Source organism: Salinivirga sp., from assembly GCF_055145285.1.
On record NZ_JBSRDC010000059.1, the window covers coordinates 120051 to 146840 of the forward strand.

At 40.8% G+C, this 26790-nt stretch carries 22 protein-coding genes; 12 read left to right on the forward strand and 10 right to left on the reverse strand.

The window, feature by feature from the left end; genetic code table 11:
* The first annotated feature begins 11 nt into the window (after positions 1-11).
* The 6 genes from ACTB0Y_RS11715 (at position 12) to ACTB0Y_RS11740 (ending at position 6342) form a co-directional block, all read left to right on the forward strand.
* Entirely contained in the window at positions 12-920 is a 909-nt protein-coding gene (locus ACTB0Y_RS11715; RefSeq protein WP_463207007.1) for a respiratory chain complex I subunit 1 family protein, read from the forward strand.
* A gap of 20 nt (positions 921-940) precedes the next feature.
* Positions 941-1633, forward strand: a complete 693-nt coding sequence (locus ACTB0Y_RS11720; RefSeq protein ID WP_463207008.1) for an NADH-quinone oxidoreductase subunit B — start codon at positions 941-943, stop codon at positions 1631-1633.
* Between the two features lie 50 nt (positions 1634-1683).
* On the forward strand, positions 1684-2217 hold the full coding sequence (locus ACTB0Y_RS11725; protein WP_463207009.1) for an NADH-quinone oxidoreductase subunit C: 534 nt from the start codon (positions 1684-1686) through the stop codon (positions 2215-2217).
* The gene (locus ACTB0Y_RS11730; protein WP_463207010.1) at positions 2204-3394 is read left to right on the forward strand and encodes an NADH-quinone oxidoreductase subunit D; all 1191 of its coding nucleotides are present in this window, start codon (positions 2204-2206) and stop codon (positions 3392-3394) included. The genes ACTB0Y_RS11725 and ACTB0Y_RS11730 overlap by 14 nt, the downstream gene beginning before the upstream one ends.
* A 33-nt stretch (positions 3395-3427) precedes the next feature.
* The gene (locus tag ACTB0Y_RS11735) at positions 3428-5284 is read left to right on the forward strand and encodes an FAD-dependent oxidoreductase (protein ID WP_463207011.1); all 1857 of its coding nucleotides are present in this window, start codon (positions 3428-3430) and stop codon (positions 5282-5284) included.
* Positions 5285-5352: 68 nt separating this feature from the next.
* On the forward strand, positions 5353-6342 hold the full coding sequence (locus ACTB0Y_RS11740; protein WP_463207012.1) for a dihydroorotate dehydrogenase-like protein: 990 nt from the start codon (positions 5353-5355) through the stop codon (positions 6340-6342).
* Between the two features lie 73 nt (positions 6343-6415).
* Here ACTB0Y_RS11740 and ACTB0Y_RS11745 read toward each other — a convergent pair whose 3' ends face one another.
* Both ACTB0Y_RS11745 and ACTB0Y_RS11750 read right to left on the reverse strand, forming a co-directional pair.
* Positions 6416-7450: a hypothetical protein gene (locus ACTB0Y_RS11745; protein ID WP_463207013.1), complete on the reverse strand. Its 1035-nt coding sequence runs from the start codon at positions 7448-7450 to the stop codon at positions 6416-6418.
* 114 nt (positions 7451-7564) lie between these two features.
* Positions 7565-8578 (reverse strand): hypothetical protein, encoded by a 1014-nt coding sequence (locus tag ACTB0Y_RS11750; protein ID WP_463207014.1) that lies wholly within the window; start codon positions 8576-8578, stop codon positions 7565-7567.
* A gap of 231 nt (positions 8579-8809) precedes the next feature.
* Here ACTB0Y_RS11750 and ACTB0Y_RS11755 point away from each other — a divergent pair, with 231 nt between their 5' ends.
* The 4 genes from ACTB0Y_RS11755 to ACTB0Y_RS11770 all read left to right on the forward strand — a co-directional run bounded on the left by ACTB0Y_RS11755 (position 8810) and on the right by ACTB0Y_RS11770 (position 14439).
* A complete protein-coding gene (locus ACTB0Y_RS11755; protein WP_463207015.1) occupies positions 8810-9997 on the forward strand; it encodes a hypothetical protein in 1188 nt (395 codons plus the stop codon).
* A complete protein-coding gene (locus tag ACTB0Y_RS11760) occupies positions 9978-10529 on the forward strand; it encodes a nucleoside-triphosphatase (protein ID WP_463207016.1) in 552 nt (183 codons plus the stop codon). The genes ACTB0Y_RS11755 and ACTB0Y_RS11760 overlap by 20 nt, the downstream gene beginning before the upstream one ends.
* A 125-nt stretch (positions 10530-10654) precedes the next feature.
* Positions 10655-12058, forward strand: coding sequence for an FAD binding domain-containing protein (locus ACTB0Y_RS11765; RefSeq protein WP_463207017.1), 1404 nt, complete (start codon positions 10655-10657; stop codon positions 12056-12058).
* A 74-nt stretch (positions 12059-12132) separates the two neighbouring features.
* Positions 12133-14439 (forward strand): xanthine dehydrogenase molybdopterin binding subunit, encoded by a 2307-nt coding sequence (locus ACTB0Y_RS11770; protein WP_463207018.1) that lies wholly within the window; start codon positions 12133-12135, stop codon positions 14437-14439.
* Positions 14440-14456: 17 nt separating this feature from the next.
* Here the strand turns inward: ACTB0Y_RS11770 and ACTB0Y_RS11775 are convergent, their stop codons facing one another.
* The 4 genes from ACTB0Y_RS11775 to ACTB0Y_RS11790 form a co-directional block, all read right to left on the reverse strand.
* Entirely contained in the window at positions 14457-15737 is a 1281-nt protein-coding gene (locus ACTB0Y_RS11775; protein ID WP_463207019.1) for an amidohydrolase family protein, read from the reverse strand.
* Positions 15738-15795: 58 nt separating this feature from the next.
* Positions 15796-18348 carry a selenium-dependent xanthine dehydrogenase gene (gene xdh, locus ACTB0Y_RS11780; RefSeq protein ID WP_463207020.1) on the reverse strand — a complete coding sequence of 851 codons (2553 nt, stop codon included), beginning with the start codon at positions 18346-18348 and terminating at the stop codon, positions 15796-15798.
* Positions 18345-19580, reverse strand: coding sequence for a threonine synthase (gene thrC, locus ACTB0Y_RS11785; protein WP_463207021.1), 1236 nt, complete (start codon positions 19578-19580; stop codon positions 18345-18347). Before thrC ends, xdh begins: the two co-directional genes overlap by 4 nt.
* 118 nt (positions 19581-19698) lie before the next feature.
* Positions 19699-21174 carry a pyridoxal-phosphate dependent enzyme gene (locus ACTB0Y_RS11790; protein ID WP_463207022.1) on the reverse strand — a complete coding sequence of 492 codons (1476 nt, stop codon included), beginning with the start codon at positions 21172-21174 and terminating at the stop codon, positions 19699-19701.
* A gap of 165 nt (positions 21175-21339) precedes the next feature.
* Here ACTB0Y_RS11790 and ACTB0Y_RS11795 point away from each other — a divergent pair, with 165 nt between their 5' ends.
* Entirely contained in the window at positions 21340-21801 is a 462-nt protein-coding gene (locus ACTB0Y_RS11795) for an Lrp/AsnC family transcriptional regulator (RefSeq protein WP_463207023.1), read from the forward strand.
* A gap of 149 nt (positions 21802-21950) precedes the next feature.
* Here the strand turns inward: ACTB0Y_RS11795 and ACTB0Y_RS11800 are convergent, their stop codons facing one another.
* Positions 21951-23486, reverse strand: a complete 1536-nt coding sequence (locus tag ACTB0Y_RS11800; RefSeq protein ID WP_463207024.1) for a Fic family protein — start codon at positions 23484-23486, stop codon at positions 21951-21953.
* A gap of 430 nt (positions 23487-23916) precedes the next feature.
* On the opposite strand from ACTB0Y_RS11800, the gene ACTB0Y_RS11805 reads away from it, so the two are divergent.
* The gene (locus ACTB0Y_RS11805; protein WP_463207025.1) at positions 23917-24429 is read left to right on the forward strand and encodes a hypothetical protein; all 513 of its coding nucleotides are present in this window, start codon (positions 23917-23919) and stop codon (positions 24427-24429) included.
* Between the two features lie 600 nt (positions 24430-25029).
* Here the strand turns inward: ACTB0Y_RS11805 and ACTB0Y_RS11810 are convergent.
* From ACTB0Y_RS11810 to ACTB0Y_RS11820, 3 genes are all read right to left on the reverse strand, one after another.
* Positions 25030-25434, reverse strand: coding sequence for a DUF3795 domain-containing protein (locus ACTB0Y_RS11810; protein WP_463207026.1), 405 nt, complete (start codon positions 25432-25434; stop codon positions 25030-25032).
* Between the two features lie 42 nt (positions 25435-25476).
* A complete protein-coding gene (locus ACTB0Y_RS11815; protein WP_463207027.1) occupies positions 25477-26193 on the reverse strand; it encodes an SDR family NAD(P)-dependent oxidoreductase in 717 nt (238 codons plus the stop codon).
* A gap of 74 nt (positions 26194-26267) precedes the next feature.
* Positions 26268-26588, reverse strand: coding sequence for a cupin domain-containing protein (locus ACTB0Y_RS11820; RefSeq protein WP_463207028.1), 321 nt, complete (start codon positions 26586-26588; stop codon positions 26268-26270).
* Positions 26589-26790 lie beyond the last annotated feature (202 nt).

Here is a 26790-nt window from a genome sequence, read left to right on the forward strand (position 1 = left end):
GAATTTGACTTATGAACGACATTATAATTAAACTGCTTTGGACCTTACTGGGGTTGTTTATCGTACTCAACTGGGGCATGTTGATGGGGGCAACCATGCGCAAAATTGTGGCACGTGTGGCCCATCGGCGCGGAATCCCGTTTTATCAGCCCTGGCTCGACCTCACAAAACTCTACGCCAACAGGTCTTCTATTTCTCACGGAGTGATGTTCTATCTCGGACCGGTATTTCGTTTGGGCGGTGGTGTGGGTATTTTCCTGTTCCTGCCATTGATTTACGGTTCTGAATATTTTAGTAATTTTTCCTGGGCTGGCGACCTTGTCCTGATTCTATATTTTCAGTTTTTTGGTATGCTGGGAATGGCACTTGGTGCCGGCGAAGGTGGGCACCCAAATTCAGTAATTGGCATCACCCGAGGTTTGTCGCAGTTTACTACAGTTGAACTGCCGTTAACACTGGCCGTGATTTCAATTGCATTGCAGTACAATACACTCTCAATACACGAGATTGTGGCTGCCCAACAAGGTGGTTTTCAAAACTGGACTGTTGTGACTAACCCCCTGGCTACTGTTGCGGCCATGCTCTCGCTTCTCGGAATATTTCGCCATGCCCCCTTTAACCTGGTTATTGCACCCAATGAGGCGCCCATAGGGCCTCCGACCGAATATCATTCATCATTTTTAGGCGTATTGCGTACCAATGGGGCCATTTTGCATGTGGTTGAGGCAGCTTTGTTTATGAACCTGTTTTTTGGCGGGGCCACAAACTGGGCTGAATTTATTCTGAAAACTTTCCTGATATATTTCTGGTCAGTATTTGTTGGGGTGGTTTTCCCGAGGTTTCGCATTGAGCAGGCAGTAACCTGGTTCCTCAAAATACCATTGGTTATAGGAATTCTGGCGGTAATAATATTTATCTAATTCGATAACGGCGTAACAATATGTCTGAAGATCAAAACTTAAATCAAAATAACGAATCGCAGGAAGACAAATTCCTGGACGATGAGAACAAAAAACGCATGGTCACAGGGCCCGATGGCTTGCAGTTTGAAGTTGATCCCATGCGGGATTACTTCTGTGACAAACGTCCTGAGACCGATGCACCGAAAAATAAGATTGTTGAGAAGTTTCTGAATTGGGCACGGGCAGAGTCGCTCTGGGTACTTGGCTTTGGTACGGGATGTGGCAGCATTGAGATTCCACCACTGTTTTCACCCCGGTTCGATGCATTTCGTTACGGAGTGCAAATGCGACCAACACCACGGCAGTCCTCAGTGATCGTGATTTCCGGCTACTTGTCAGTAAAAACGCTGAAGCGGGCCATTCGTTCCTATGAGCAAATGCAAAGCCCAAAGTATGTTTTGGCCCTGGGAAGTTGCACAATAAATGGGGGCATGTACTACGATTCATACAATACCATTAACCGGGTTGATTACTACATGCCTGTAGATGTTTATGTGGCTGGCTGTATGCCCCGGCCCGAGGCTTTGCTTGCCGGTTTCAATAAGCTAAAAGAACGCATTAAACAAGGCCGGGCCGAAGGCGCCAATGAGTACGCCGAGAAATTTGACTGGTACAAAGCCAATCAAAAAAAGGTGATTAAGAACTGGAACATGCCAGATTATAATTGGTAAACCAAAGCTAAGGCTGAGGCTAAGGCTTCATTTGTAATACCTTAAGAATTATGCAAGAACTAATTAAAAATACCACCCACCGGTTTCAAACTACTGACCACGTTCAGCAGCGCGATAACCTGGCGTATGTAACCGTAAAAAAGGAGCTTGCCATCTCGCTGATTACACATTTGCGGGATATTGAGGGCTTTAGTCATTTTGTATTGCTCACGGCCGTTGATTGGCTTGAGGAGAATCAATTTCAATTGACTTACATCCTCAACCATCCAGAAAAGCATGTTGATTTGGCTGTGCGTGTGTTTATCGATCGTGATAAACCTACTATGGACTCAGCTCACCATTTGTGGAAGCAGGTAGCTACCTATCAGCGTGAGCTCAAAGAGATGTTTGGCATCGACTTTCCTGGTAGCCCACGTGTAGATGAAGATTTTATCCTTGAAGGATGGGACGATATTCCGCCTTACCGCCGCGATTTTGACACGCTGAAATATTCAGAAGAAACATACTTCCCGCGCGAAGGTCGCAGTACAAATGATCCCGCAGAATACATGAAGAAAAAGTTGTATCCAGATGAAGAAAAATAAAATATCCTGGCAACCCGATCGCTCAAAATATCCTGAGCTCGACAGCAATGGTAAATCGATTGTTGACCTGCAATCGCAAAAATATACCAAGTTGTGGCAAGGCCCCAACCATCCTGGTGTTACCGGTAATATGTCGTTGGAGCTCGCATTAAGTGGCGACGAAATTGTTGATGCCAAAACCCACGTGGGATATCTCCACCGGGGATTTGAAAAACTTATGGAGCGCCGCACTTACATGCAATGTTTTCCATTGAGCATCCGTATGTGTGTGCCCGAAGCTGATTCCAATGAATACGTGCTTTCCACTTGTATTGAAGAACTTGCAGGTATAGAGATTCCTGAAGCTGCCAAATGGTTGAGAACCCTGGCACTCGAAATGGCACGTTTGCAAGTATTGCTCCGTGTGGTCCCGGGAATTGGCGCAACACTCTCCCTGGGGCTGGGTGCCCAATGGGGCATGTACATGCGCGAGCAAATCCTCGACCGCTTCGAAGAACTGACAGGTGGACGTATTTACCATATGTATATGTTGCCGGGAGGCGTACGCGGCCATTTGCCCGATGGATTTAAGGAGCGCATGGAGCAAAACCTCAAAGACATTGAGCAATTTGTACAAAAAATAGAAGACCTGATATTTACCAACTCAATTTTTAATAAACGTACTGTAGGCAGAGGCGTAATCAAACCCGAGTGGGTAAGCCAATACGGCATTGTTGGAGCTAATGCCCGCGGAGCAGGATTTAAACGTGATGTGCGAAAAGATTATCCGTACCTGAAATACAGCGAATTGGATTTTGATCCTTACGTTGGGAAGGACTCTGATATTTATACCCGGGCTCAGGTTCGTAAGCATGATTTGCTCATGACGGTTGATCTCATTCGCCAAATTTTGGATAAAGTGCCGACAACCGGCGAATTAAGAGCCAAAACACCTAACGTGTTGCACTGGGAGATACCCAAAGGAGAAACTTACGTGCGCTCCGAATCATCACGCGGAGAGTACGGAATGTACATGGTCTCTGACGGATCGAAGTACCCCCGCCGGGTAAACTTGCGCGGCCCAAGCTACACGCATGCAGTGGCGTTGCTGGAAAAAATGCTGATCAACGCCAACATAGCCGATGTACACGCCATAATGGTATCGCTGCAAACCTGTCCGCCGGAGATTGAAAGATAAATTGGTATCAGGTTTCAGGTTAAATGTTCCAAGATGAACCTGAAACCTGAAGCCAGAAACCTGAAAATTAATAATATGAGCCTCAAAGACATACTCACTCCATTGACAGCCTGGAAAAACGTGTTCGAAGATTCAACCGTAGTCAAAGACCCGTTGAATGACCGTCCGGGCGCCGACCGCTATCGGGGTTTTCACAAAAACGATATTGAAACCTGTATTGGTTGCGGTACGTGTGAAGAAATTTGTGAGAACAAAGCCATTGACCTTGTGCCGGTTGAAGGGGTTGAAACCAAAGATGGTGACAGTGGCCTGCGGCCCCGTGTAGATTATGGCCGTTGCTGCTGGTGTGCACTCTGCGTAGATGTTTGCACAACCAATTCCTTAACTCTAAGTAACGAATACACTTGGGTGTCAGAAGATCCTGAAGAATTTCGGTTTATTCCCGGTATCGATAAAAAGTCATGGGATGACAACGAAAAAGGATGGAAAAAACCTGAGGATGGTTATAACTTTTACGAGCCCAGTAGGGTGAATATGGAGCACCTGGAGCCTGAAGAGCGTGATAACTCTTTTGTTGAGCTCGTGAAAGGCTTTTCTAAAGAACAAGCCAAGGAAGAGGCCGACCGCTGCGTGGAATGCGGTATTTGCGTAGCTACCTGTCCGGCGCACATGGGAATTCCGGAATATATCAAAGCAGTTCGTGAAGATGACATTGAGCAAGGGCTCAAAATCCTTTATGAAACGAACCCATTGCCAGAAATTTGCGGACGTATTTGTACGCACAAATGCGAAACTGTATGTTCGGTTGGCCACAATGGCGATCCACTCTCTATACGCTGGCTCAAACGTTACATTGCCGACCAGGTTGATTCTGAGGACTATAAAAAAGTACTGGGCACAGACAGCATTGAACAGCACGATAAGAAAGTGGCCATTATTGGCGCTGGACCTGCCGGGTTATCGGCAGCGCATTATCTGGCGCTCATGGGATATCAGTGTACGATATACGAAAAATTACCCGAAGCTGGTGGTATGATGCGTTATGGTATTCCGGAGTATCGCCTTCCATACGACCAATTAGATAAAGATATCAAATACATACAAAGTTTAGGCGTTGATATTAAGTACAACGTAGAGATAGGGAAAGATGTAACCCTGAATGAGCTAAAAGCGGACTACGATGCTGTATTTGCAGGTACTGGATTGCACATAGGCCGCAGTACCCGAATTCCGGGAACTGATCACGAAGAGGTGTACATGGCTGCAGATTTATTACGCAAAATTTCACTGGGCGAACGAGTGCCTGTAGCGAAAAAGATTGTAGTAATTGGCGGTGGTAACGTCGCCATGGACATCACACGATCGCTGGCCCGCTTGCAGAACAAGAAATACGGTAAAGTTGATGTATTGGCTACATCGCTTGAATCGGAAGACATAATGCCGGCCGATCGCGAGGAGGTGGTAGAAGCCCGTGAAGAGAAGGCTGTGGTTGACCCAGGATGGGGGCCTGAAAAGATTGAAATCGAAGAGGGTAAGCTTAAAGGGCTTCATGTGAAGAAATGTGTCTCTGTTTTCGATGAAAATGGCCGATTCAGTCCCAAATTTGACGAGGATAACCGCAAATTTTTCGAAGCTGATATGATCGTTGAATCCATTGGTCAGGGAGCAGATATTAGCTATATCCCTGAAGAAGTGCGCGATAATATCGATTTTAGCGAACGTGGCAGAATGGTCGTCAATGAATATTTCCAGTCAAAAGCAGAATGGCTGTTCGTGGGCGGGGATATTATTCAGGGCCCCGATGTGATTCATGGTATTGCCAATGGTCACACAGCTGCCCGTGGCATTGATAAATATATTAATGGTGAGTTAAGGTACGAATCTAAATAAAAATGCATGGTCTATAGTCCATAATCCACCATCTATTATCTAATATCCACAATCTAAAATCTAAAAATATGGTTGATCTATCGACAAGTTACATGGGAAAAGCGCTGAAGAACCCGATTATTGTGGGTAGTTCAGAGCTTTGTGATTCTCCTGAAAAGGTTAAAAGGCTGGCAGAAAATGGAGCCGGAGCAGTAGTGCTCAAGTCACTTTTCGAGGAGCAAATTATGATGGAGGTTGATGCACAGCGCGTCAATAATATGTACGGATCTTACGACGATGTGGAGAACTACGTGTCGTTCTATACCCGCAAGCACAACCTTGATGAATACCTGTCGCTTGTAGAGCAGTCAAAAAAAGAGACGGATATTCCAATTTTTGCCAGTATCAACTGTGTTTCGAACGGTGAGTGGGTAGAATTTGCCCGGCAAATAGAAAATGCGGGTGCCGATGGATTGGAGTTAAATATGTTTATTATGCCCAATGATGAGGAATCGAGCGGGTCGGAAATAGAGCAGGTTTATTTCGAGATATTGGAACACGTTAAAAAGGAGATTAGTATGCCAGTGTCCATGAAAGTAAGTTCGTATTTTTCCGGAATGGCAAAAATGCTGGTCGATTTATCGGAAACAAATTTGGCCGGGTTGGTGCTGTTCAATCATTTTTATCAACCCGACATCAATATAGAAAAAGAAGAAATAACCACCGGCGATATTTTCACACAACCGCGCGACATTGCCAACACATTGCGTTGGATTGGTATTTTGTCGAACAAGGTAGAATGCGACCTGGCAGCCTCAACTGGCATTCACGACGGCCATGGCGTTGTGAAAGCACTGCTGGCCGGGGCAGATGCTACACAAATTGCATCAACACTATACAAAAATAAGCCTGCATACATTAAAACCATGTTGGGGCAAATCGAAGATTGGATGAAGAAAAAAGGATATAATTCAATTGCCGATTTTAAAGGAAAATTGAACCAGGCCAATGTAAAACGCCCAATGATGTATGAGCGTGCACAGTTTATGAAGTATTATTCCAATTATACTGATTTGTAACATTCAGATAGGCAAAATTATACAGCGGGGACATACTGCTTTTTTTTCACCAGTTTCTGTTCCTCTGTAGTTGTTATCGAAAACTATACATAATTCCGAAGGATGGGCTTACGCCAATCATATCAAAACTTAACAGGTTTATTACCAAACTGGCTCGTGTTTGTATTATGATATTACCTGCTTTGTAGTTAATGCCACCACCTAAATAATTCAGTATGAAAAAGGAGGCTATGTCCATTGAATAGGAGCCATTTAAGCTAAACCCACTTTTTGAACTGATGTATTCAAATCCGGCTGGCACTCCAATGCGATATGGATAATAACGGTTGTCGGAATAAAAAGTATTGATTCCAATGAATGTAAATAGTTGTTCACTTTGTTCAAGTTGTTGAAAATATGCTTTTACACTGATGTAACTGTCTTGTTTTGTGTCAGAATCTTCTAAATATTTACCAGTATAAAAAAGTGATTCATGATTTACAGCTACAAAAATCTTTCTTTTCAGGTTTTTTCCATAAATCATACATTCCCCATCTTCACAACTGAGCTCATGATATTTTTTTGCAAATTTAATCAGGCTCTTATGGTCGACATTATTCAACCTGGAAATATCTTTTTTAATACCACTGGTCTCCTTTGTGTAATAACTTAGCAATCCTTTATACTTATTGTTTTCAAAAATATACTTTTTACCCTCTTTTCGAATAATCTTATCTTTATACTTTAGTTCTTTTAGGCTAAGGTGCTCTTTCTTTACATAGTAATGATTGTCGCCTGAATTGTCTTGATAAAAAAATAGATCAAGTTCACCATTGACTAAATACTCTAAAAAAACTCTTCCTGTATTAGAATCAACATACTTTGATATATAAAATTTACCCTCTTTGAAACGATAGCCATAAATATCTTTAGGTGAATATGTTGTCGATTGTTCGGTTTTATTAACTCTGAATGATATACCATGGGAATTTTCGTTATAACTCTTATTTAGTAAAAATCCCCGGATGGTATCTTGTTGGGTTTTTAGAATATAACCTGGTTTCCATTCATTTTGGGCAAATACAATGGTAGTAATGGCAATTAGTAGGAGTGTGAACTTTAATTTCATGGCTATTGCGTTATAATAACATACAAAGATAAAAAGAGTACAATATTTTACAATTTTTTAGATAAATATGCCAGTCACTGCTTTTTTGCACCAGTTTCTGTTCCTATGTAGTTGTTATCGGAAACTATACATAATTCCGAAGGAAGGTTGAAAACCGACAATTTCTATTTTTATGTTTCCAGCAATCCTTATTGTGGTTTGTAAAATTAGATTGTCGATCTTATAGTGAAACCCTGCTCCAAAATATTGTAGAAAGAATAGATCAAATGTGTAAGATCCATTAAACCCCAGGCCGGGCTGTAAATCAATGTACTCTACTCCGAAAAAAGGGATTCCTATTGATTTTCTATCATCCAGAAACTGATTCAAGCCAATTAAAAAGAACAAATTCTCATTTCGTTGCATTTGCTGAAAGTAAAAGCTACCTGAAATATATTGGAAGTTATTTCTGGTTGTTTCACTTCTGTGTGTTGAAGAAAATAAAAGGTTTCCATAATCTATAGAGAAAAGTATTTTGCGTTTTACATCTTTCCCATATTCAATACAAGATCCATCACCACAACTTAATTCATGGTATTTTTTTGCAATTTTCACCAGGCTTTTATGTCCAATTGTATTGAGTTTAGATATCTCTTTTTTCAAACCCTTTGTATCCCGTGTATAAAAATCAAGGACTCCTTTGTATTCTATGGTTGTTCTGCGGTAAGTTTTACCATCTTTATATATCATCTGATCCTGATATTTTAACTCTCGTAGTTCGAGGCTGTCTTTCTCAACGTAGTAATGGTTTTCGCCATAACGATCTCTGTAAAAGTAAACGTCAAGTTCGCCATTAACCAGGTATTCTAAAAAAAGCATGCCATGTGTAGAATCAACATATTTCGAGACATAGAATTTGCCATTAGTAAATCGATAACCATAAATTTCGGAAGGTACAAATGTTGTTTCCTTTTCACCTTCATTGGTTCGAAAATTTATGGATTTCGCGTTTTTGCTGTATTTTTTGTTCAGTAGTGAACCCCAAACTGTATCTTGTTGGGTTTTTAAAATATAACCTGGTTTCCATTCATTTTGGGCAAATACGATGGTAGTAATGGCAATTAGTAGGAGTGTGAAGTTTAATTTCATGGCTATTGCGTTGTAATAACACACAAAAGTAAAAAAATGTAGCACTTTACGAGTTGTTTCGGGACATTTGTTAGAGCAGGGATGATTCATTACACGAGAATTATTATGAAGTCTTTATTAAAGCGTGTTTGTGCAAGTAATTCAGGCAATTTGCCAGAATTCATATGATCTATTGGAGCCCGTGATTAATACTGTGGCATCTTTTTTTTATCTTTGTAGTTTATAAATTTCATGTCAGAAGTTGCAAAAAATATCAATACAGACTGGTTAAAAGCCGGAATTATAGGGAGCACGTGGGCTGCTTTTGAAATTATCGCAGGTAGTTTCTTGCATAATTTACGCGTACCCTTTGCCGGAACAATGCTTTCAGCGGCAAGTGTGTTTCTGCTCATTAGTTTTATGCAGGTATGGAAAGAAAGAGGCGTTGTGCTCAAAGCCGGTATTATCTGCGCGCTGATGAAGTCAATCTCACCCAGTGCCATTATTATCGGACCCATGGTGGGGATATTTATGGAAGCTTTTATAATTGAGATTGCCGTATTTATTCTAGGTAGAAATTTAATGGGTTATCTTATTTCAGGAGCGCTCGCAGTATTATGGTCACTAACTCAAAAAATACTTTTTTTATTGCTGATGTATGGCCTCGATCTTATTGAGCTGGCCGAATCACTTTACCAGTATCTGATTAAAATATCGGGTATCAGCATGTTTGCTTCTGTATATTTAATTGTAGGCGTTGCACTGATGTACATGCTTGTTGGAGCCCTGGCAGGCTATAGTGGTTATTTAAGCGGAAAGCGTTATGTGTCTTCCGTAAAAAATATAGATTCCCATATATCAAAGCAATCATCCCAGGCCAACAGACTCCAGGTCGATCCGAATCAACCGTTTTCGTTGGTGTTGCTTTTTGTCGTACTGGCAGTAATTGTGCTCAATCTGTATTTTGTAAATGCCCAATTGTATTGGCAAGCCGGCGGACTAGGGTTATTGTTTATAGGTTTTTGTATTTACCGCTATCGGCATTCAACCAAATACCTGCAGAAACCCACCATTTGGATACAATTTCTTGTAATTACGCTAGTAGCTGCTTTTTTGTGGGAGTGGGCTGCCACGGGGAATTATTTTTCATTAAAGGGACTTGCCGTGGGGCTTGAGATGAACTACAGAGCCATCATCATTATATTCGGTTTTGCCGCTGTGGGTGTCGAATTGCGCAATCCAGCGATAAAAAATCTGTTAAGTCGAAAAGGTTTCTATAATCTGCATCAAACCCTTTCGTTTTCCTTTGCCACGCTGCCGGCAATCATCGATAGTTTGCCCAAACCTGTCAATTTATTCAAAAAGCGAAAACTTATTGTTAATCAAGTGCTGAGTCAGTCCCAAAATTTATTTGAATCCATTGAGAAGCAACGAAAATAAGCATTTTATAATCACGGGTGAGGTGCACGAGGGCAAAACCACATTTGCTTTTAATGTCTTGCACGAATTACAAAAACGTGGAATTTCGGTTTATGGTTTTTTGTGTCCGGGCAAATTTGTCAATAGTGAGCGAAACAGTTTTCAACTCTACGATATACAAGCCAACAACCATATTGAACTTGCAATTACCGAATTCAAAGCAAATTGGCACAAATTCAAACGATTTTATTTCAATCCTACAGCATTAAAGCGGGGCAATGAGATTTTATGTGCTGTGCCGGATAAAAGGAATACCGTTACAATGATCGATGAAGTGGGGCCGATGGAGCTCAAGGGTGAAGGTTGGCACTGCGGCATGCAAGAGCTTGCCAAAAAAAAAGAAGTCACAAAAACTATTGTTGTACGTAAAAATATTTTGCAACCAGTGATGAGTAAATATGGCCTTGATTCATCCACCGTTCTTGATGTATCCGAAAGTAAAACAGCGGAATTTGTTCATTCAATTTTCAAAAATCTTCATGCTAACAGGTAATTAATACATTTTGATCTGGTTGAACTTCTCTATCCGTTGCGGGTTCTTTTTTTAAAACTGATAAAGCATATCGAACAATGCGCCGGAAAGTATAGAATTCCCAAATTTTTTATTAGATTCGTTTCATGATCACATTTATTCTTAACGACGAAATAATTCACACTGATAAACCTCAGGGCACTGCATTGCTTGATTTTATCAGGGATGATGCCTCCCTGCCGGGTACAAAGATTGGTTGCCGCGAGGGCGATTGCGGTGCTTGTACCCTGTTGGAGGGTACTTTAAAAGATGGACAGGTAAATTATAAAAGTATTGTTTCATGCCTTACACCACTTGGTAATGCGCATGGTAAACATATTGTTACTTTGGAAGGTATTAACATGAAAAAATTGTCTCCCATACAGCAAGCTATGGTTGACAATGCTGCCACACAGTGTGGATTTTGCACACCGGGCTTCATTATGTCGTTTACCGGACATGCCATGTCGCATGAAAAAGTAAATACCAAAGGAGCCATAGATGCAGTAAGTGGAAACATATGCCGGTGTACAGGTTATAAGTCCATAGAGCGTGCAGCAGAAGCTATTGCTGAGGCGATGCAAAATAAAAACCTCGAACAACCGGTAAAATGGTTAGTTGAACAGAATTATTTGCCAGATTATTTTTTAAAAATACCCGGGTGGTTGCAGGAAATTGATTCTCCAAAAATCGAGTTCAATAACGAGCATATGATTATGGGCGGTGGAACCGACCTTATGGTGCAAAAGCACGATAAAATGGCGGAATCGTCATTAAACCATTTTTATTTGAAAGAAGATCTTAAGAAAATATCGGTTGAGGGTAACCGTGTAACTATTGGGGCAGCATGCACAGCCAACGATATTGCATCGAATGATCAAATGCAGCTTTTTTTTCCTGAAATAAAGAAGCATTTTAAACTTATTTCATCTGAACCCATTCGCAATACGGCAACGGTTGCAGGTAATATTATGAATGCTTCACCCATTGGCGATCTTTCTATATTTTTCCTTGCACTTAATTCAAAGATTGTTTTAAACGATACAAAGCACAAGCGTGAGTTAGCACTCAAAGATTTTTTTCTTGACTATAAAAAAACGGCCATAAAGGAGGGTGAGTATATTGAAGCTATTGTGTTTGAAAAACCTGTGAAATCTTTATTTGTTAACTACGAAAAAGTAAGTAAACGAACGCACCTCGATATTGCCAGTGTAACTTCGGCAATGAAAATAATTACTGAAGATGATTTAATTAAGGAATGCAGCATTTCTGCAGGTGGAGTAAAAGCTATTCCATTGTTTTTGAACAAAACAAGCGAATACTTGACAGGGCAAAAGCTTAGCCCTGGGGTCATTCAAAAGGCCAATGAAATAATGCAAACTGAAATTTCGCCCATTAGCGATGTGCGTGGCACCAGCGATTATAAACGATTACTCCTAAAACAAATATTATTTGCACATTTCATGGAATTATTTCCTGAACAGGTGGCAAAAGAAAAGTTCCTGGGTTAATCAGGTTTACAATAAAAAACACGTTCAGTTTATACAATCCAGTCAGCTATTGAGCAGATAAAAAAAGGACCACAATGAAAAATGTAGATTCTATAGGACACGTGACCGGTAAATCAGTTTACCTTGATGATATTCCTGTACAAAAAGGGACTTATCAGGCTGTAGTATTTGGTGCGCCGGTAGGACATGGCAAAATTAAAAATATAGATTATTCCGCAGCAGAGAAATTACCGGGTGTTGCCAGAATTATAACCAGCAAAGATATTACCGGGGAGAACCAAATTGGCGGCATTATTCAAGATGAGCCATTATTTGCAGAGGAAGAATTGCACTTTTATGGCCAGCCTATTGCACTCATAGTGGCCAAAGATACTTTTACCGCACGCAAGGCAAAAGCGCTAATTAAGCTCGATGTAGAAGAATCTGAAGTGGTAACCGACCCTCGCGAAGCCTATAAGCGTGGAGATTTGCTGTTTCCTTCGCGAACTTTTCAGATGGGTGCTGTAGATGAAGCCTGGGACGGATGTGAATATGTGTTTGAGGGCCGGGCAGATATTGGTGGTCAGGAGCACTTGTACATCGAAACACAAGGTTCCTATGCCTATCCAACGGATAATGGCAGCATCAAGATTCATTCTTCCACACAGGGGCCTACGGCTGTGCAGAAAACCGCTGCAAAAGTTCTCGGGTTGCCCATGCACCGCATTGAAGTTGATGTAGCCAGATTAGGAGGAGCATTTGGGGGTAAGGAAGACCAGGCCAGTGGCTTTGCCACAATGGTAGCTCTGGCTGCTTATGTTATGAAAAAGCCTGTAAAGATTACCCTTGACAGGCCCGATGATATGCAAATGACAGGTAAACGGCATCCCTACAGCGCCGATTATAAAATAGGTTTATCGAAAGATCTCAAAATTGTAGCTTACCAAACCACTTTATATCAGAATGGAGGAGCAGCTTCTGATCTTTCGCCGGCAATCATGGAACGAACACTTTTCCATAGTACAAACAGTTATTTTATTCCCAACACCCATGTCACAGTACACAGCTGTAAAACCAATTTGCCTCCCAATACGGCATTTCGCGGATTTGGAGCACCCCAGGGTGTTTTTACAATAGAATCGGCCATTGCTCATGCTGCCGACGAATTGAATATTCCGGCTTATGAAATACAAAAAGTCAATTTTATTCAGGATGGGCAGGCATTCCAATATGGTCAGATTGCCGAAAATGTAAACAATAAGGCTACTTTCGAGCAGGCACTGAATCAATATGATTTTACCCGCATAGAAAAAGAGGCCGCAGATTATAACCAAAAACACATTGATAAGAAACGCGGTGTATCCATCATGCCGGTTTGTTTCGGTATTTCATTTACCAAAACACCAATGAACCAGGCACGCTCGCTTGTACATATTTACCAGGACGGGAGCGTGGGAATTAGCACCGGAGCCATTGAAATGGGGCAGGGCGTGAATACAAAAATAATTCAGGTTGCTGCTGGTGTGCTATCCATTGACAGCGATAAAATTAAAGTTGAATCGACCAATACCACACGCGTAGCCAATACATCGCCAACAGCTGCCAGCACAGGGGCCGACCTTAACGGACATGCCACCAGACTTGCTTGCGAAGTTTTAATTAACAGGTTAAAACATTCTGCTGCAGAGTCGCTTGGTAGTGAGGTTGATGAGGTTGATATTAAAAATGAATATGTGTACCTGAACGGTGAAAAAACTGCGGTACACTGGAATGAAGTGGTGGAGGCCGCATTTCTGAAACGCGTATGTTTAACTGAAAATGGACATTACGCTACGCCAAAAATAAATTTTGATAAAACAAAGGAGAAGGGGCATCCTTTTGCATACCACGTTTATGGTACGGCCATTACACAGGTTACTGTTGATTGCATCAGGGGTACTTATGAATTCGACAAGGTGCAAATTGTGCACGATTTTGGCAAAAGCATGAATCCCACCATTGATTTTGGACAGGTCGAAGGTGCATTGGTGCAGGGAATGGGCTGGATGACAATGGAAGAACTGGCCTTCCATCCCAATGGGAAACTGGCCAGCGACTCTTTATCCACTTATAAAATCCCTGATATTTATGCGGTACCGAAATCTGTCGACATCGAGGCTCTGGAAACAGAAGGTGCTGAGCTTGCTATACTCAAATCCAAAGCCGTAGGAGAACCTCCGTTTTTATATGGTATCGGGGCGTTTTTTGCTATTCGTAATGCCATCAAAGCATTCAATACCGATTACGAACCCGCATTCAACGCACCCTACACGCACGAAAAAGTGTTGATGGATTTATACAGCAACAAATCACAGGGGACAAAAAAGCTTTATAAAAAGGCTGTCGAAAATGCGGGAAAATAATGGAAGGCCGGCATCGGTTAACCTTGCTTCTGCATGGCATCCCATAATCTCAGTGATTGCGCTTTGGTGAATGCAAGCACCTCTGCTTCATTAATGGTTTGTATTTTTTTGTCTTTGATTATTAATTTTCCATCTGAAATTACATGTTGTACATGATTGGAATTTAATCCAAAAATGAAGTGACCTAAAAAGTTTTCTGATGTAAGAGCGGTTGGACCATCATAGTCTAGTATTACCAGGTTGTTTTCACCATCGCCATCAAAGCTGTTTTGTGCCAAATAGCGATGAGCATTACGGAAACGTTGGTAGGCTCCCGGAAAATCAATATTGTCAACGCCCTGTCCGGCGAAAAATGCAGCCCTGGCACTTTGTAGCATATCGCTGTGCATTCCGTCAGTACCCAGCATAATATTATCGCCCAAGCCTGCACCATTAAAATGGCCTACATTGTTGTTCAGGTTGCTTTCTTTATTTTCGACTACCCATGCCGGAGCCGATTTAAAAATTTGTCGTTCCTTGTCGCTAAGGTGCAGACCATGAATCAATAATGTTTTGGAATTGTTCAGGAAACCATACTCATTAAGGCGCTCAACCACTCGTTTGCCATAATTGTCCATGCAATGGGTTTGGTCGTACATGCCTTCTGCCACGTGAATATGTAGGCCCGAATTTGTTTGCTGCACGAGGTTAGCTGCCTTTTTCATAGTTTCATCACTAACAGTGAATGATGCATGCATACCTATAAGTCCCTGGTGTTTTTCAAGGTGACGTTTATTCTCCTCCAGGCCTTTTTGTGCCTTATCCATTCCGTCACGGTCTGTAATTTCGTAGGCCAGCAAATGACTTACACCTACCTTTTCGAAAGCTTTGGCAATAATTTCGAGCGAACCGTCAATATAATTGGGTGAGGCGTGGTGATCTATGGTGAAAGTGCAGCCGCTCTTGGCACAGGCTATGGCTGAAGCCAGGGCACTTGCTTCAATAGTATCTTTGTCAAGCGATTTGTCCAGGGTCCACCAAACGTAACGCAATATTTCTCTGAAGTTTTCCGGTGCCTTTTTGGGTGCTGGCATACCTTTAGCCAGAGCAGAATAAACATGGTGGTGCCCTACTACAAATGATTTTGTAACCAGTTTTCCTGTGCAGTCAATTATTTCTGCATCGGGGTAGGCTTTTGGGTCGATTTCGTTTATGAACTCAATAGTGGAATTAGTACCGGGGTTTACCTGGATATGGGTTTGTTTAAAATCCAGTGTTTCCCAGTCTATATATGTGGCGTTTTTTAAAAAAGTAGTCATATGTAGTTGTTTTATAAGTTGAAGATTAGATTAATGCCATCCCTGCGGGTGAAATTATCTACTTTTTCCGTTGCATAGGCAGCTTTGTTCGGCGAATACCATCAAAGGCACATAAGGCGTTGGCCACGGCACCGGCCGTAGGGCACAAACCAATTTCACCGATACCCTTGGCGCCATAAGGGCCTATGGGGTCTTCTTCTTCTATACCAATAACCTCGACTTTGGGCATCTCTTTTGCTCGCAAAATGCCGATATCATTGTATTTATAGCTCAGCGGATAACCGTCTTTCATGGGGAAATCTTCTGAAAGTGCATAACCCAGGCCCATATGCACGGCGCCTTCAATTTGTCCTTCGAAGAGTGTGCGGTTCATTATTTTTCCTGCATCGTGTGCTGCAATTACTTTATCGACCTTTCCAGCTTCATCAAGAATCACCACCTGGGTGGCGTAACCATATGCAAAATGAATTTTGGGATCTTCCACATCATCGCCGGGTGCGCATGTAAAGTCGCAAACGTATTTGCCTTTGTATGTTCTGCCAATCAGCGTTTCCAGTGTATTGCCTTTGAGGTCGTTGATAATATGCTTTGATGCATCTATTATGGCATTGGCAACCAATGCTGTGGCCCGTGAAGAGGTGGTCATTCCGGTGGGTACGCCGGCATCTGTTTCTACTTTAACTTCAATATGTTCCGGGTTAATGCCCGTTTCGCTGTGTAAGGTCTGAATAGCCATGGTATGCACACCCTGGCCCATTTCGGTCCAACCGTGATGAACAATTACTTTGTCTTTGGCTTTTATTTCTATTTTAACCTCACTATCGTCAATCATGCCGTTGCCCACACCTGTGTTTTTTATGCCCGTGGCAATTCCTGCATAACGGGCTTTTTGAAATTCATCTTTTACTGCGTCCAGCGTTTTTTTGAGACCAACACCTTGTAGTTTTTGCCCGGTTGCTGTTTTGGCTCCATCTTCCAGCGCATTGTCGTAGCGTATTTGCCAGCGGTCAAATCCTCCTTGTTGGCAAATATCGTCTATGCAGCTTTCGATGGCAAAAATGACCTGTGGCACACCAAATCCACGCATTGCTCCACAGGGAATATTATTCGTATAGGCCGTAACCGCTTTAATATCTACTGAAGGCACAGTATAGCCTCCTGTAGCATGGCCAACCACACGTTCCATTACTTTTGTCCCAACCGAGGCATATGCCCCCGTGTCGCCAATAGCATCGAGTTTAACGCCTGTGAATTTGCCGTTTTTGTCGCAGGCCAGGCCTATGTTCATCCATACCGGATGCCGCTTGGGGTGCATGCGCAGTGATTCTTCACGTGTCAGGTGCAGCTTAACCGGCTTTTGTAATAAATAAGCATACATTGAAACGTGCCCTTGTACCGTGAGATCTTCTTTTCCACCAAAACCACCGCCATTTTGAACCTGAACAGCGATTATTTTTTCTTCTTCAATCCCCAGTATTTTTGCTACTAGTTTCCTGTCGACATAGGCTCCCTGGCCCTGACTGTAAAGGCGAATACCATCTTTCTCCGGTTTGGCAATACCTGTTTCTGTTTCCAGAAATGCATGTTCGATGCGTTGTGTTTCATATACTCCGCTGGAGGTATAAGCAGCCTCTTCGAAGGCTTTATCCACATCGCCAAAATTGATGGCACATGTTTCCAAAACATTGGAACGTCCTTCGTGTACCTGTGGACTGCCGGGTTTTGCAGCTTCATGCATATCTGTAACTGCGTCGAGCACCTCGTAATTTATTTTAATTAGTTCTACTGCTGTTCTTGCAATAGCTTCCGATTTAGCTACAACACCTGCTAAAACATCACCAATGTATCGGGTGATCTCGTTTTCTCCTATCATCAGTGGCCAATCCTGAAAAATAAGGCCCTGGAATTGTTCACCGGGAATATCTTTAGCTGTAAATACCCGCTCAACTCCGGGTAGTTTTTCCGCCTCTGAGGTATCTATTTTAATAATGCGGGCTCGCGGATGGTCACTGAATTTCAGCGCACCGTGAAGCATACCTTCAAAACGCATATCATCTACAAAATCACGGAACCCGAGGGCTGTCTCTTCTGACTGGTATTTTGGGTATCGTCCGCCTATGGTGGCTGATTTTTCATGTTTCCTGGGTTCTTCGCCCCGTAAAATGGCAAATGCTTCTTCAATAGCATCTACAATTTTCACATAACCTGTGCAGCGACAAATATTGGGAGATATGGCTTTGAATATTTCATCGCGTGAAGGGTTCGTATTTGTATTGTACAGGCTTCTTGCCCGCATAATCATGCCGGGGGAGCAAAATCCGCACTGCACTGCACCGCGCTCAGCAAATGATTTACTGATGACTGATTTGAAATGTTCTGGTAATCCTTCGATGGTGTTTACTTCTGCATCTTGCAGGTTTTGCATTTTTGTGCGGCATGCCAGCCGGGCTTTGCCGTTTATTTCAACGGTGCAGGCCCCGCAAGTGCCTTGTCCCGAGCACCCATCTTTCAGGGATGTAATATTTAAATCGTTACGCAGATGCGAGAGCAGCGATTGTGCGTCATCGCCATTGTAACTTGTTGGCTTCCCGTTAAGCATGTATTTGATCATGATAAATATTTTTTCAGATTGTCGATATTGGGTTGGATAGGTTCAGGTATTTGAACCATTTCTTTTACTGCTTTCAGGTCTTTGAGACCACTGCCTGTAAGTAAAACTACATTTTTTGATTCTGATTCCAGTTTGTGGTGTTTTTTATAGTGAAGAAAGCCTCCAAATGCGGCAGCTGCAGCCGGCTCGGCAAATAGTCCGGTGTTTCCGGCCAGCTTGCGTGATGCTTCAAGAATATCCTGGTCTTCGATGGCCAGCACTTCTCCGTTGTATGTTTTCAAGAATTTTTTTGCCATATGATAATTACGCGGTATGTCAACTGAAATGGAGTCGGCAATTGTTTGGCTTTGTTTGACTTCAAAATCATCGTTGGTAAAATTACGTGCAATATTATCGCTGCCAGTTGATTGTACGGCTACGATGGTTGGCATTTTTTCGATTAAATCTAATTTTAACAGGTCTTCGAAACCTTTAAACACACCGGAAATAATTACACCATCACCTACGGGCACAAAAACGCGATCGGGTGTCTGACGCCCTAGTTGTTCGTAAAGTTCAAATGCCACTGTTTTTTTTCCTTCAATGGTCAATGGGTTAAAAGCCGTATTGCGGTTATACCAGCCCAATGTTTCGGTAGCTTTTATACTTAGGTCGAAGGCATCATCGTAAGTGCCATCGACGGGTATTAAAGTAGCTCCGTACATCACAATTTGTGTGAGTTTGGCTGCGGGTGCGGCTGCCGGCACCATAATAATGCCTCTTTGGCCCTGGGCAGCGCAAATGCCGGCCAGTGAAGAACCGGCGTTACCCGTGGAAGCCGTTACAATGGTGTTGATGCCGTTTTCTTTTGCATAGGCAGAAACTACTGCCGATGCCCTGTCCTTATAAGAAAATGTGGGGTTCTGGGCATCGTCTTTTAAAAATAGCGTGCCCTCCAGTGCTTCGCCATCCAAATTATTGATTTCGTAAAGTGGTGTTTGTCCAATTGTTAGATTGGGCAGGCTTGCTGTTTTTTTTATGGGTAAAATATCTATAAAGCCATGTTTGGCAAGCGCTTCAAATGATTGCTTTTTTAGAGTGTTGTAATCATAGATGGTTTTCAGTACGCCTTTCGGGGGCTCGTCGGCTGTATTTTTTGCATTACAGGACGGGCACATATATTGGACGTCGAATGGATTGTAGGTGGCGCCGCAATCTGTGCATTGATATTGAAACTTCGGTTTATCAGTCATATTGCAATTTAGTGAATAATCGAAAAAGCAAAAAGTTGCTTTGGGACAAATTTTAATGTCCTGAAGCAACTTTTATTATTAGTTATACTGTAATAAATTCCTCATCATTGGGCATATGTTATTTTAACAGCCCTGTGCGATCATTAAATTCGTTTATTAATTCATCCCAGCGATGTACCTGGTTGAATATTTTATCCCATATGGTGCGATCGTCCCACAACTGGTTCAAGTCGTCTAGTTCTTTTGCTTGTTGCTCGATCCATGTGAAATATTTCAGATTATGGATGTTTTTACGGTCGTAATAACCAAACTCTTTCATGTGATCGACAGTAGTACCCATGATACATTTCTCAAAATCTTTAGCAGCTTCAATTTCGCTGTATTTTCCTTTGCTTTCTTTTTGCTCATCAAGGCGGGAGCGATACATGTCGGCCGAATCGGTTGCTACTGTAACTATTACATCTTCTTCGGTCATTTCATAATATTTGGCTGTTTTAATGGCGGACAGCAGGTTTCCTATGCCAGAAATACCAATAAGGTGCAGGTCTTTTATTATTTCTTCGTCTATTCCCTGATCTTTGAGGTATTTCAGCCCTTCCGGCTCGTTGAACAGCCTTAAAATACGCATACAATCTTCATCGTCAATGGCTGTGACCATATCGGTGTTTTTTACGTTATGAATCCAGGGTACGTGTTTATCGCCAATGCCTTCGATGCGGTGTCCGCCAAAACCATTTCTGAGCAAGGTTGGGCACTGCAGTGCTTCTGAAGCTACTACTTTGAGGTGCGGTGCATTCTTGCGTAAGTAATCGCCGGCTGCTATGGTTCCGGCTGATCCGGTAGCTGACACATAAGCTGCGAGGCGGCCATTTTGTGGTTTTACAGCACTGTAAACTTCTTCAATGGCTTTTCCTGTTGTATGGTAGTGCCAAACGGCATTACCAAATTCTTCAAATTGGTTAAAGATCATGCAATCAGGGCGCGTGCGACGAATTTCCCAGCATTTGTCATAAATCTCTTTTACGTTTGATTCGCAGCCGGGTGTAGCAATAACCTCAGAGCCAATTTCATCGCGTAACCATGAAAAACGTTCCTGGCTCATTTCTTCTGGCAGGATAGCTACTGATTCACTTCCCATCAGTTTAGAATCAAAAGCACCGCCTCTGCAATAGTTGCCTGTAGAAGGCCAAACCGCTTTGTGGTAAGAGGGGTCATATTCTCCTGTGGTGATGCGGGGTGCCAGACAGCCATAAGCTGCACCTACTTTGTGTGCACCGGTAGGAAACCATTTACCGATGAGTAATACAATTTTTGCTTTTACACCTGTAATTTCAGGCGGCAGCTCCATGTAGTTTACATCTCCAAATAACCCGCCTGTTTCTTTGGGTTCGTTTTTCCAGGTAATTCTGAAAAGGTTCAGTGGATTTATTTCCCATAAACCTACGTTTTTTAGTTGGTCTTTAATTTTATCTGGAATCAGCTCCGGATGACGCTGCTGTTCAAAAGTCGGGAGAATAATATTACGTTCTTTGAAACGCTGTACCGCGTTTTCGAGTGCTTTTTCGTTGGTTACTTTATCGGTAATTGGAATCATTTCGTGTTGTTTTAGATTATTTTGCTTTGCAATATACTAAAAACATACGAAAGTTCTATCTATTCCTTTAATCTTGGGAAATAGTTTAAATATTTTTCTTTTTGCTGGAAAATTTTTATATTTGATCGATTAATCATTTTGTTTTAAAGAAAATATACCTGACTTATGAAGCCCATAGATGAAATTGACCGCAAGCTTTTAAATGAATTGCAGGTAAATAGCCGCATCACCATTCGTGAATTGTCTGAAAAACTACACCTTTCTACTACACCAATTCATGAGCGTATTAAGAAACTGGAAAAAGGGGGCTATATTAAGCAATATGTTACCTTGCTTGATCCAAAGAAATTCGATAAAAAGCTGATGGTCTATATATCAGTGTCATTGCGCGACCATGCCAAAGAGGCCGTAGAATCCTTTGAACAGAAAATAGAGAAGCTTGATGAGGTAATGGAATGTTATTATATTTCCGGCAGCTCCGATTTTTTGCTGAAGGTTTTTTGCGACGATATGGATGATTTTCATGATTTTATCACCAATAAGTTTTCTACAATAGAAAATATCACCCAGTTTTACAGCTCATTTGTCATGTACGGATCAAAGGTGAAGTATGACTTTGAGTTGTGATAACCTCGTAGGTAGTGCATCTAAAGAAAACTCTTGATTTTCACTGTGCGTAGTAATAAAATTCAAGAATTTCGTTTTTTTACGATTCTAAATATACCCTCAACCTACAAAAAATAAATCAAAGCCCGGGAGGATATGGCATACCGGAATTATTCAGAAAAAATTTCTGAAAATTGGTTTTCTATTTTTTCGATCTCTGCCCTGGATAATTCGGAGAATTCCTTTTCACCTGCTCTTTTCGATAAATTGCCATTATTTTGTTGCAGAAAAAGAACTAAAAGCGCCACTGTTTTATCCGGCATTTCAAATTCTTCATCCAGGAACCTTTTAAACTGGTCATATTGCTCGAGGTATTTCACCTCTTGTGGAATGATGTTGTGAATTGTATCATGTACACAATCATAAAGAAACTCTGCCTGGGGTGTGGCATCAAAATATCGGTAATAGTCAATGGTATTATTTAATGTCTTTACATTGTTGTCAGGAGTAGTTTTCCAGTCAATAAAGTCAAGCAAAGGTTGTGAATATTGCTGAAGTACGCTACGATAATCATTGATATGATTTAAAATAGAAGCCGAAACAGGAAAAATGAGGCCTTGGCTTGTAAATCTTTTTCTTGCCAGTATATGGTGTATCAGGTAACGATGAATCCGGCCATTACCATCCTGAAAAGGGTGGATGAATACAAAGCCAAATGCAATTTTTGTGGCTGCTATTACTGGATCAATATCAGATTCTTCGAGGTGTTGACTGGTTTTAACAAGACCAGAGATTAATTGTTCCAGATCCTGCCATTTTGCAGAGATATGTACGGGCAAAGGTTCACCAGTAGAGCGGTCATGCTCACCTACAAAACCACCTTCCCTGCGAAAACCCATTTTAACGAAACGAGTACTTTCAATCACTAATTGTTGTAACCGCAGAAGTTCTTCTTTGGTTAAAGGATTTGAGCCCGCCTGCCCTATTGCACTTCCCCAACGAGCTGCACGTTTGCTTTTTGGGATTTCTCCCTCAATGGTAAAAGATGCTTTTGAGTCTTTTAGTAACAAAAAGGCAGATGCTCGCTGTAATAATTCCTTATGAACAGATTTTAGTCGTTTATCCTGTTGTTCGGATAACTGTGATTTAATATAATTTTCCAATTTTTCTGTTTTAAACACTAACGGACAAAAATCCGGTGAGCCCGGAAGGTTATTAATGATGCGATGGCGTTTCGAGTGAGTACCTTTTACTGAATATTGTAGGTTCTCATTTAATAAGGATACATAGTTTCCTTTTTTTATATCAGCAATATCCAACATATCCTGCATCAGCCATTCGTATAGAAACCATATTTTCCGGCTATATTGACCGGTTGCTTCACTGGATATTATTTGGGTAATATCAGCTTTGGATAATTGTTGAAACAATTTCTTAAAAAATAGTAGATTAATGCCTTCATATTTGATGGCAAAAATAAGTTGACTATATAAATTGTCATCGGGCAAATGACGGAAAGTAAAAACCTGCCAGTGTTTATTCTTGTATTGTCGGTTTTTATAGCTTACTAAAGCCAGGCTCTCAGGCATTGGCATAGTTAGACCCAATGCCTCAATAACAGCACCATAACCTACAAGTCTTGCTTTTTCCGGTGCAACTCTTCCGTGAAAAACAGTTATTTCCTGTGAAAAGTGATTAGATTCCATGTGAACTTGTGAAAAATGATTATAGCAAATATACGGGAAAAATGATTATTTTTCATGAAAAATCATTATATTTTAGCAATAGCGTGAAAAACGATTACAAATAACCTGGCTCCCAAAATCCGCAAGTATAAAAATTACAAATTACGATATGCTTACGGGTTCATATGTTTATAATTTTGGTTTTAATGGTCAGTATCTCGTATGTAGTGTATCTAAGAAAACTCTTGATTTTCTCTGTGCGTAGTAATAAAATTCAAGAATTTCGTTTTTTTTACGATTCTAAATATATTCTCAACCTAAAAAAAACATATTGATGGGTACCGAACTGTGATTATAACTCCGGCATTTCGGCCACAAAAAATAATGGATGTGTTGAACCACTCATAATTTTAATAATCTATATTTGCAGGCAGTAAAAAAATCTACCATAATGAAAGGAAAATTAAAAGCGGTTAACGTTAATCGTATTGTAAGTGGAATTGCATTTATTATCAGCATTGGAACACTATTTACATTTGTCTATCAAACAAAATTAATCCGTGAACATCAATACGCTACCGTTATGCCCTATTTGGAAATATGGGATATAAACAATAGTAAAGAATATTCTGTAAATATATTCAACAGGGGCTTGGGTCCGGCATTTATTGAAAAAATCCAAATTGAGTATAAAGATTCATTATATCCCATGGACCTAATCAACTTTTTAGGGCTTCAAAAGCTAAAAGGACCCTACACCTTTACAAATATCCGAGAGGGAATGGTTATTAAAGAAGATTCCAAAATCAGCATGGTCCAAAAAAAACTGCCCAGAAATGACTCAACGCGTAGAGAAATGGAAAAAATAATGGACAGTGTATTAATCCATATCCAATATAAATCTATATACGATGAGCATTGGAAAACATCCAGCGCCAACCTTCCCGTAAAAATGGAAGATTAATATACAATATGTTACATAACAAAGATACATGAAAAACGATTGTATTTTAGCAAAAAGCGTGAAAAACGATTACAAACACGCGCCGAAAAAAAGGGAAATTCCGTTTAAATTTTAAGAACAAAGGGGTCAGCATCCGCCGGAATGTCATGTTTTTTTCATTACAAAGAATACTAAACCCCGGATTCTGAAGGTGGGGTCAGCTTAGTCCGGAATATCCATTCGCATTTATTAATAAGTGGAATAAGAATAATACGCAAATCAACTCTATTTCCACTGTTACAATGTCGTCGATAAATCCTTTAATACTGATATTTTGCGTTACGTCGCGGCGATATTCCATTTTAATCAATCATTCTACCATAATTTCAGCCCTACGGACTTATTTTAAGTCAAAGCAAAGCTCCTGTATTGATTGTAGTCCTTATAAGCCAAGGCCGTTAGGCCTGGTATTATGGTAGCAAAAATGTTAGAAATGGAATTATCGCCGCGATGGTGCGTTAAATTAGAATTAGCGAGGTATACATCGCCGACAGTGTAGGAAAAAAACACAGAGTCGAGAATTATTTGACTTAAAGTTAGCGGCTTGTTAGGTGCGAAACTTCAGTAATTTACTGGCGCTTTGCAATTTAAACAAAAATCTCTGTGAACACAGCGGGTTGCTCCACAATTCGGACAAGTCCAGCGTTTGGTTTCTTTTTCCCCAAATTGTTCTAACCCGATATCTCTTATTGATTCAAGATTTTCAATCATACTCATATTGTATTTTCTCCTGTACCTTTCATCCAGTTGCTTCAATCTTCTGCATGGATACTTTTCACAGTCGTAACAAAAATTTGAATCTGTGTTGGCTAACAATTCACAATTTATTATGACACATTTCTTACAATGTGCTGGTTTGTGGTTGCTGTCTTCTCTGCATCCATAGCAGCGGTTTTTGTCCCGAAGAAATGCCAGGCATATTCCGCAATTCATTCCACATGGTGCTATCAGAGCTTTATTTATCATGTTTTATCAGTTTATTAACTGTGTCAAATTGAATGCTGATCTTTACATTTTATCATAAATTATGTTCGGTAATCGCTTTAATATTGCCGCAATTAGTCGCCAGCGTTTTGTAACACAGGCAACCTTTTTTTTGCTTTTAATCGCTTTATAAATTTGTCTAACCACTTTTTCAACAGGCATCACCCAAAACAACCCATCTCCTTTTGCCATTTCGCTATCCACAAATCCGGGCCTGATATCGGTCACAGCAATTGGTTGTTTCAGTTTCACTGCTTTTTGACGCAACCCTTCCAAGTAATTAATCTGATATGCTTTTGTTGCATTGTATGAAGGAGCATGCCTGCTACCCCGAAGTCCACCGACTGAACTTATTGCTACAAAATGCCCGTATTTTTGGTTTTCAAAATAGTGAAAAGCCCAGTCAGCAATAAAAGTGAATCCGACAACATTCGTGTCTATCGTCCTTTTTTCAATTTCAAATTCTAATTTTTCATTATGGTCTCCTGTTCCTGCACTGCAAATGAGTAAATCAAGTCCGCCAAGTTCAGTAACGAGTTCTTCCAGATTCTTTAACGTTGCATTGATGTCTTTAATGTCAAATGCTTTATTTATATAGGATTCAGGATTTTCTGATTTTATATTATCAAGCAATTCTTTCCGTCTGCCTGTTAGTCCCAATTTAAAACCTTTGTCAGCGAGCAGCTTAGCAAGACCTTTACCTATTCCGGAAGATGCTCCGATGATTATAGCTTTTTTCATTTTCATTTATTTATCTGTTGCGTTACTTTTCTTGCTGTCTTTTTCTATACAATGACCCCAAATATTGGTTATGTTCAAAGTAAATAATCTTGTCTCGGAGGAGAAAAAGTATCGATTACTTCTCCCGCTTCAATTACCTCCATTGAATGTTCTATATTTTCGGGTATTGAATAACTATCACCTGGAATAAGAACTGCATCATTGTTTTGATACCTGATCCTATATTTCCCAGAAATAATATATCCACTTTGCTCATTAGGATGTGAATGTAAGGGTACCTTATCGCCAACTTTATAAAGCATTTTGGAAATCATCGTTTTTTGTCCGACAGCCAAAACCTCAAAAGACACCCCCTTAAATTGTCTGCTTTTCGCGTTTTCTTTTTTTGTTATCATAATAACAGGTTTTTTATTGTTCTATAAATTTTATTATAGACGATTATATTAATCTCTTAAGCCTACTTCCTTTTCAGCTCTCTCTTTTACAATCGTTAATACTTTTATTATATCTTCAAATTTTGTTGATGAATCATATATTAATTCATCGGGTTTGTTTTTGGTAATCGGTCTTTTTGAGTAGAAAAGTATTTTATTTTGG

Bases quoted from the DNA above. Each gene is read 5' to 3' on its own strand.
- ACTB0Y_RS11795 (WP_463207023.1), top strand. From the start codon at position 21,340: ATGAAGCCCATAGATGAAATTGACCGCAAGCTTTTAAATGAATTGCAG.
- ACTB0Y_RS11755 (WP_463207015.1), top strand. From the start codon at position 8,810: ATGTCAGAAGTTGCAAAAAATATCAATACAGACTGGTTAAAAGCCGGA.
- ACTB0Y_RS11725 (WP_463207009.1), top strand. From the start codon at position 1,684: ATGCAAGAACTAATTAAAAATACCACCCACCGGTTTCAAACTACTGAC.
- ACTB0Y_RS11775 (WP_463207019.1), bottom strand. From the start codon at position 15,737: ATGACTACTTTTTTAAAAAACGCCACATATATAGACTGGGAAACACTG.
- ACTB0Y_RS11735 (WP_463207011.1), top strand. From the start codon at position 3,428: ATGAACCTGAAACCTGAAGCCAGAAACCTGAAAATTAATAATATGAGC.
- ACTB0Y_RS11765 (WP_463207017.1), top strand. From the start codon at position 10,655: ATGATCACATTTATTCTTAACGACGAAATAATTCACACTGATAAACCT.
- ACTB0Y_RS11770 (WP_463207018.1), top strand. From the start codon at position 12,133: ATGAAAAATGTAGATTCTATAGGACACGTGACCGGTAAATCAGTTTAC.
- ACTB0Y_RS11750 (WP_463207014.1), bottom strand. From the start codon at position 8,578: ATGAAATTAAACTTCACACTCCTACTAATTGCCATTACTACCATCGTA.
- ACTB0Y_RS11810 (WP_463207026.1), bottom strand. From the start codon at position 25,434: ATGATAAATAAAGCTCTGATAGCACCATGTGGAATGAATTGCGGAATA.
- ACTB0Y_RS11815 (WP_463207027.1), bottom strand. From the start codon at position 26,193: ATGAAAAAAGCTATAATCATCGGAGCATCTTCCGGAATAGGTAAAGGT.
- ACTB0Y_RS11730 (WP_463207010.1), top strand. From the start codon at position 2,204: ATGAAGAAAAATAAAATATCCTGGCAACCCGATCGCTCAAAATATCCT.
- thrC (WP_463207021.1), bottom strand. From the start codon at position 19,580: ATGACTGATAAACCGAAGTTTCAATATCAATGCACAGATTGCGGCGCC.
- ACTB0Y_RS11800 (WP_463207024.1), bottom strand. From the start codon at position 23,486: ATGGAATCTAATCACTTTTCACAGGAAATAACTGTTTTTCACGGAAGA.
- ACTB0Y_RS11745 (WP_463207013.1), bottom strand. From the start codon at position 7,450: ATGAAATTAAAGTTCACACTCCTACTAATTGCCATTACTACCATTGTA.
- ACTB0Y_RS11720 (WP_463207008.1), top strand. From the start codon at position 941: ATGTCTGAAGATCAAAACTTAAATCAAAATAACGAATCGCAGGAAGAC.
- ACTB0Y_RS11790 (WP_463207022.1), bottom strand. From the start codon at position 21,174: ATGATTCCAATTACCGATAAAGTAACCAACGAAAAAGCACTCGAAAAC.
- ACTB0Y_RS11805 (WP_463207025.1), top strand. From the start codon at position 23,917: ATGAAAGGAAAATTAAAAGCGGTTAACGTTAATCGTATTGTAAGTGGA.
- ACTB0Y_RS11715 (WP_463207007.1), top strand. From the start codon at position 12: ATGAACGACATTATAATTAAACTGCTTTGGACCTTACTGGGGTTGTTT.
- ACTB0Y_RS11740 (WP_463207012.1), top strand. From the start codon at position 5,353: ATGGTTGATCTATCGACAAGTTACATGGGAAAAGCGCTGAAGAACCCG.
- xdh (WP_463207020.1), bottom strand. From the start codon at position 18,348: ATGATCAAATACATGCTTAACGGGAAGCCAACAAGTTACAATGGCGAT.
- ACTB0Y_RS11820 (WP_463207028.1), bottom strand. From the start codon at position 26,588: ATGATAACAAAAAAAGAAAACGCGAAAAGCAGACAATTTAAGGGGGTG.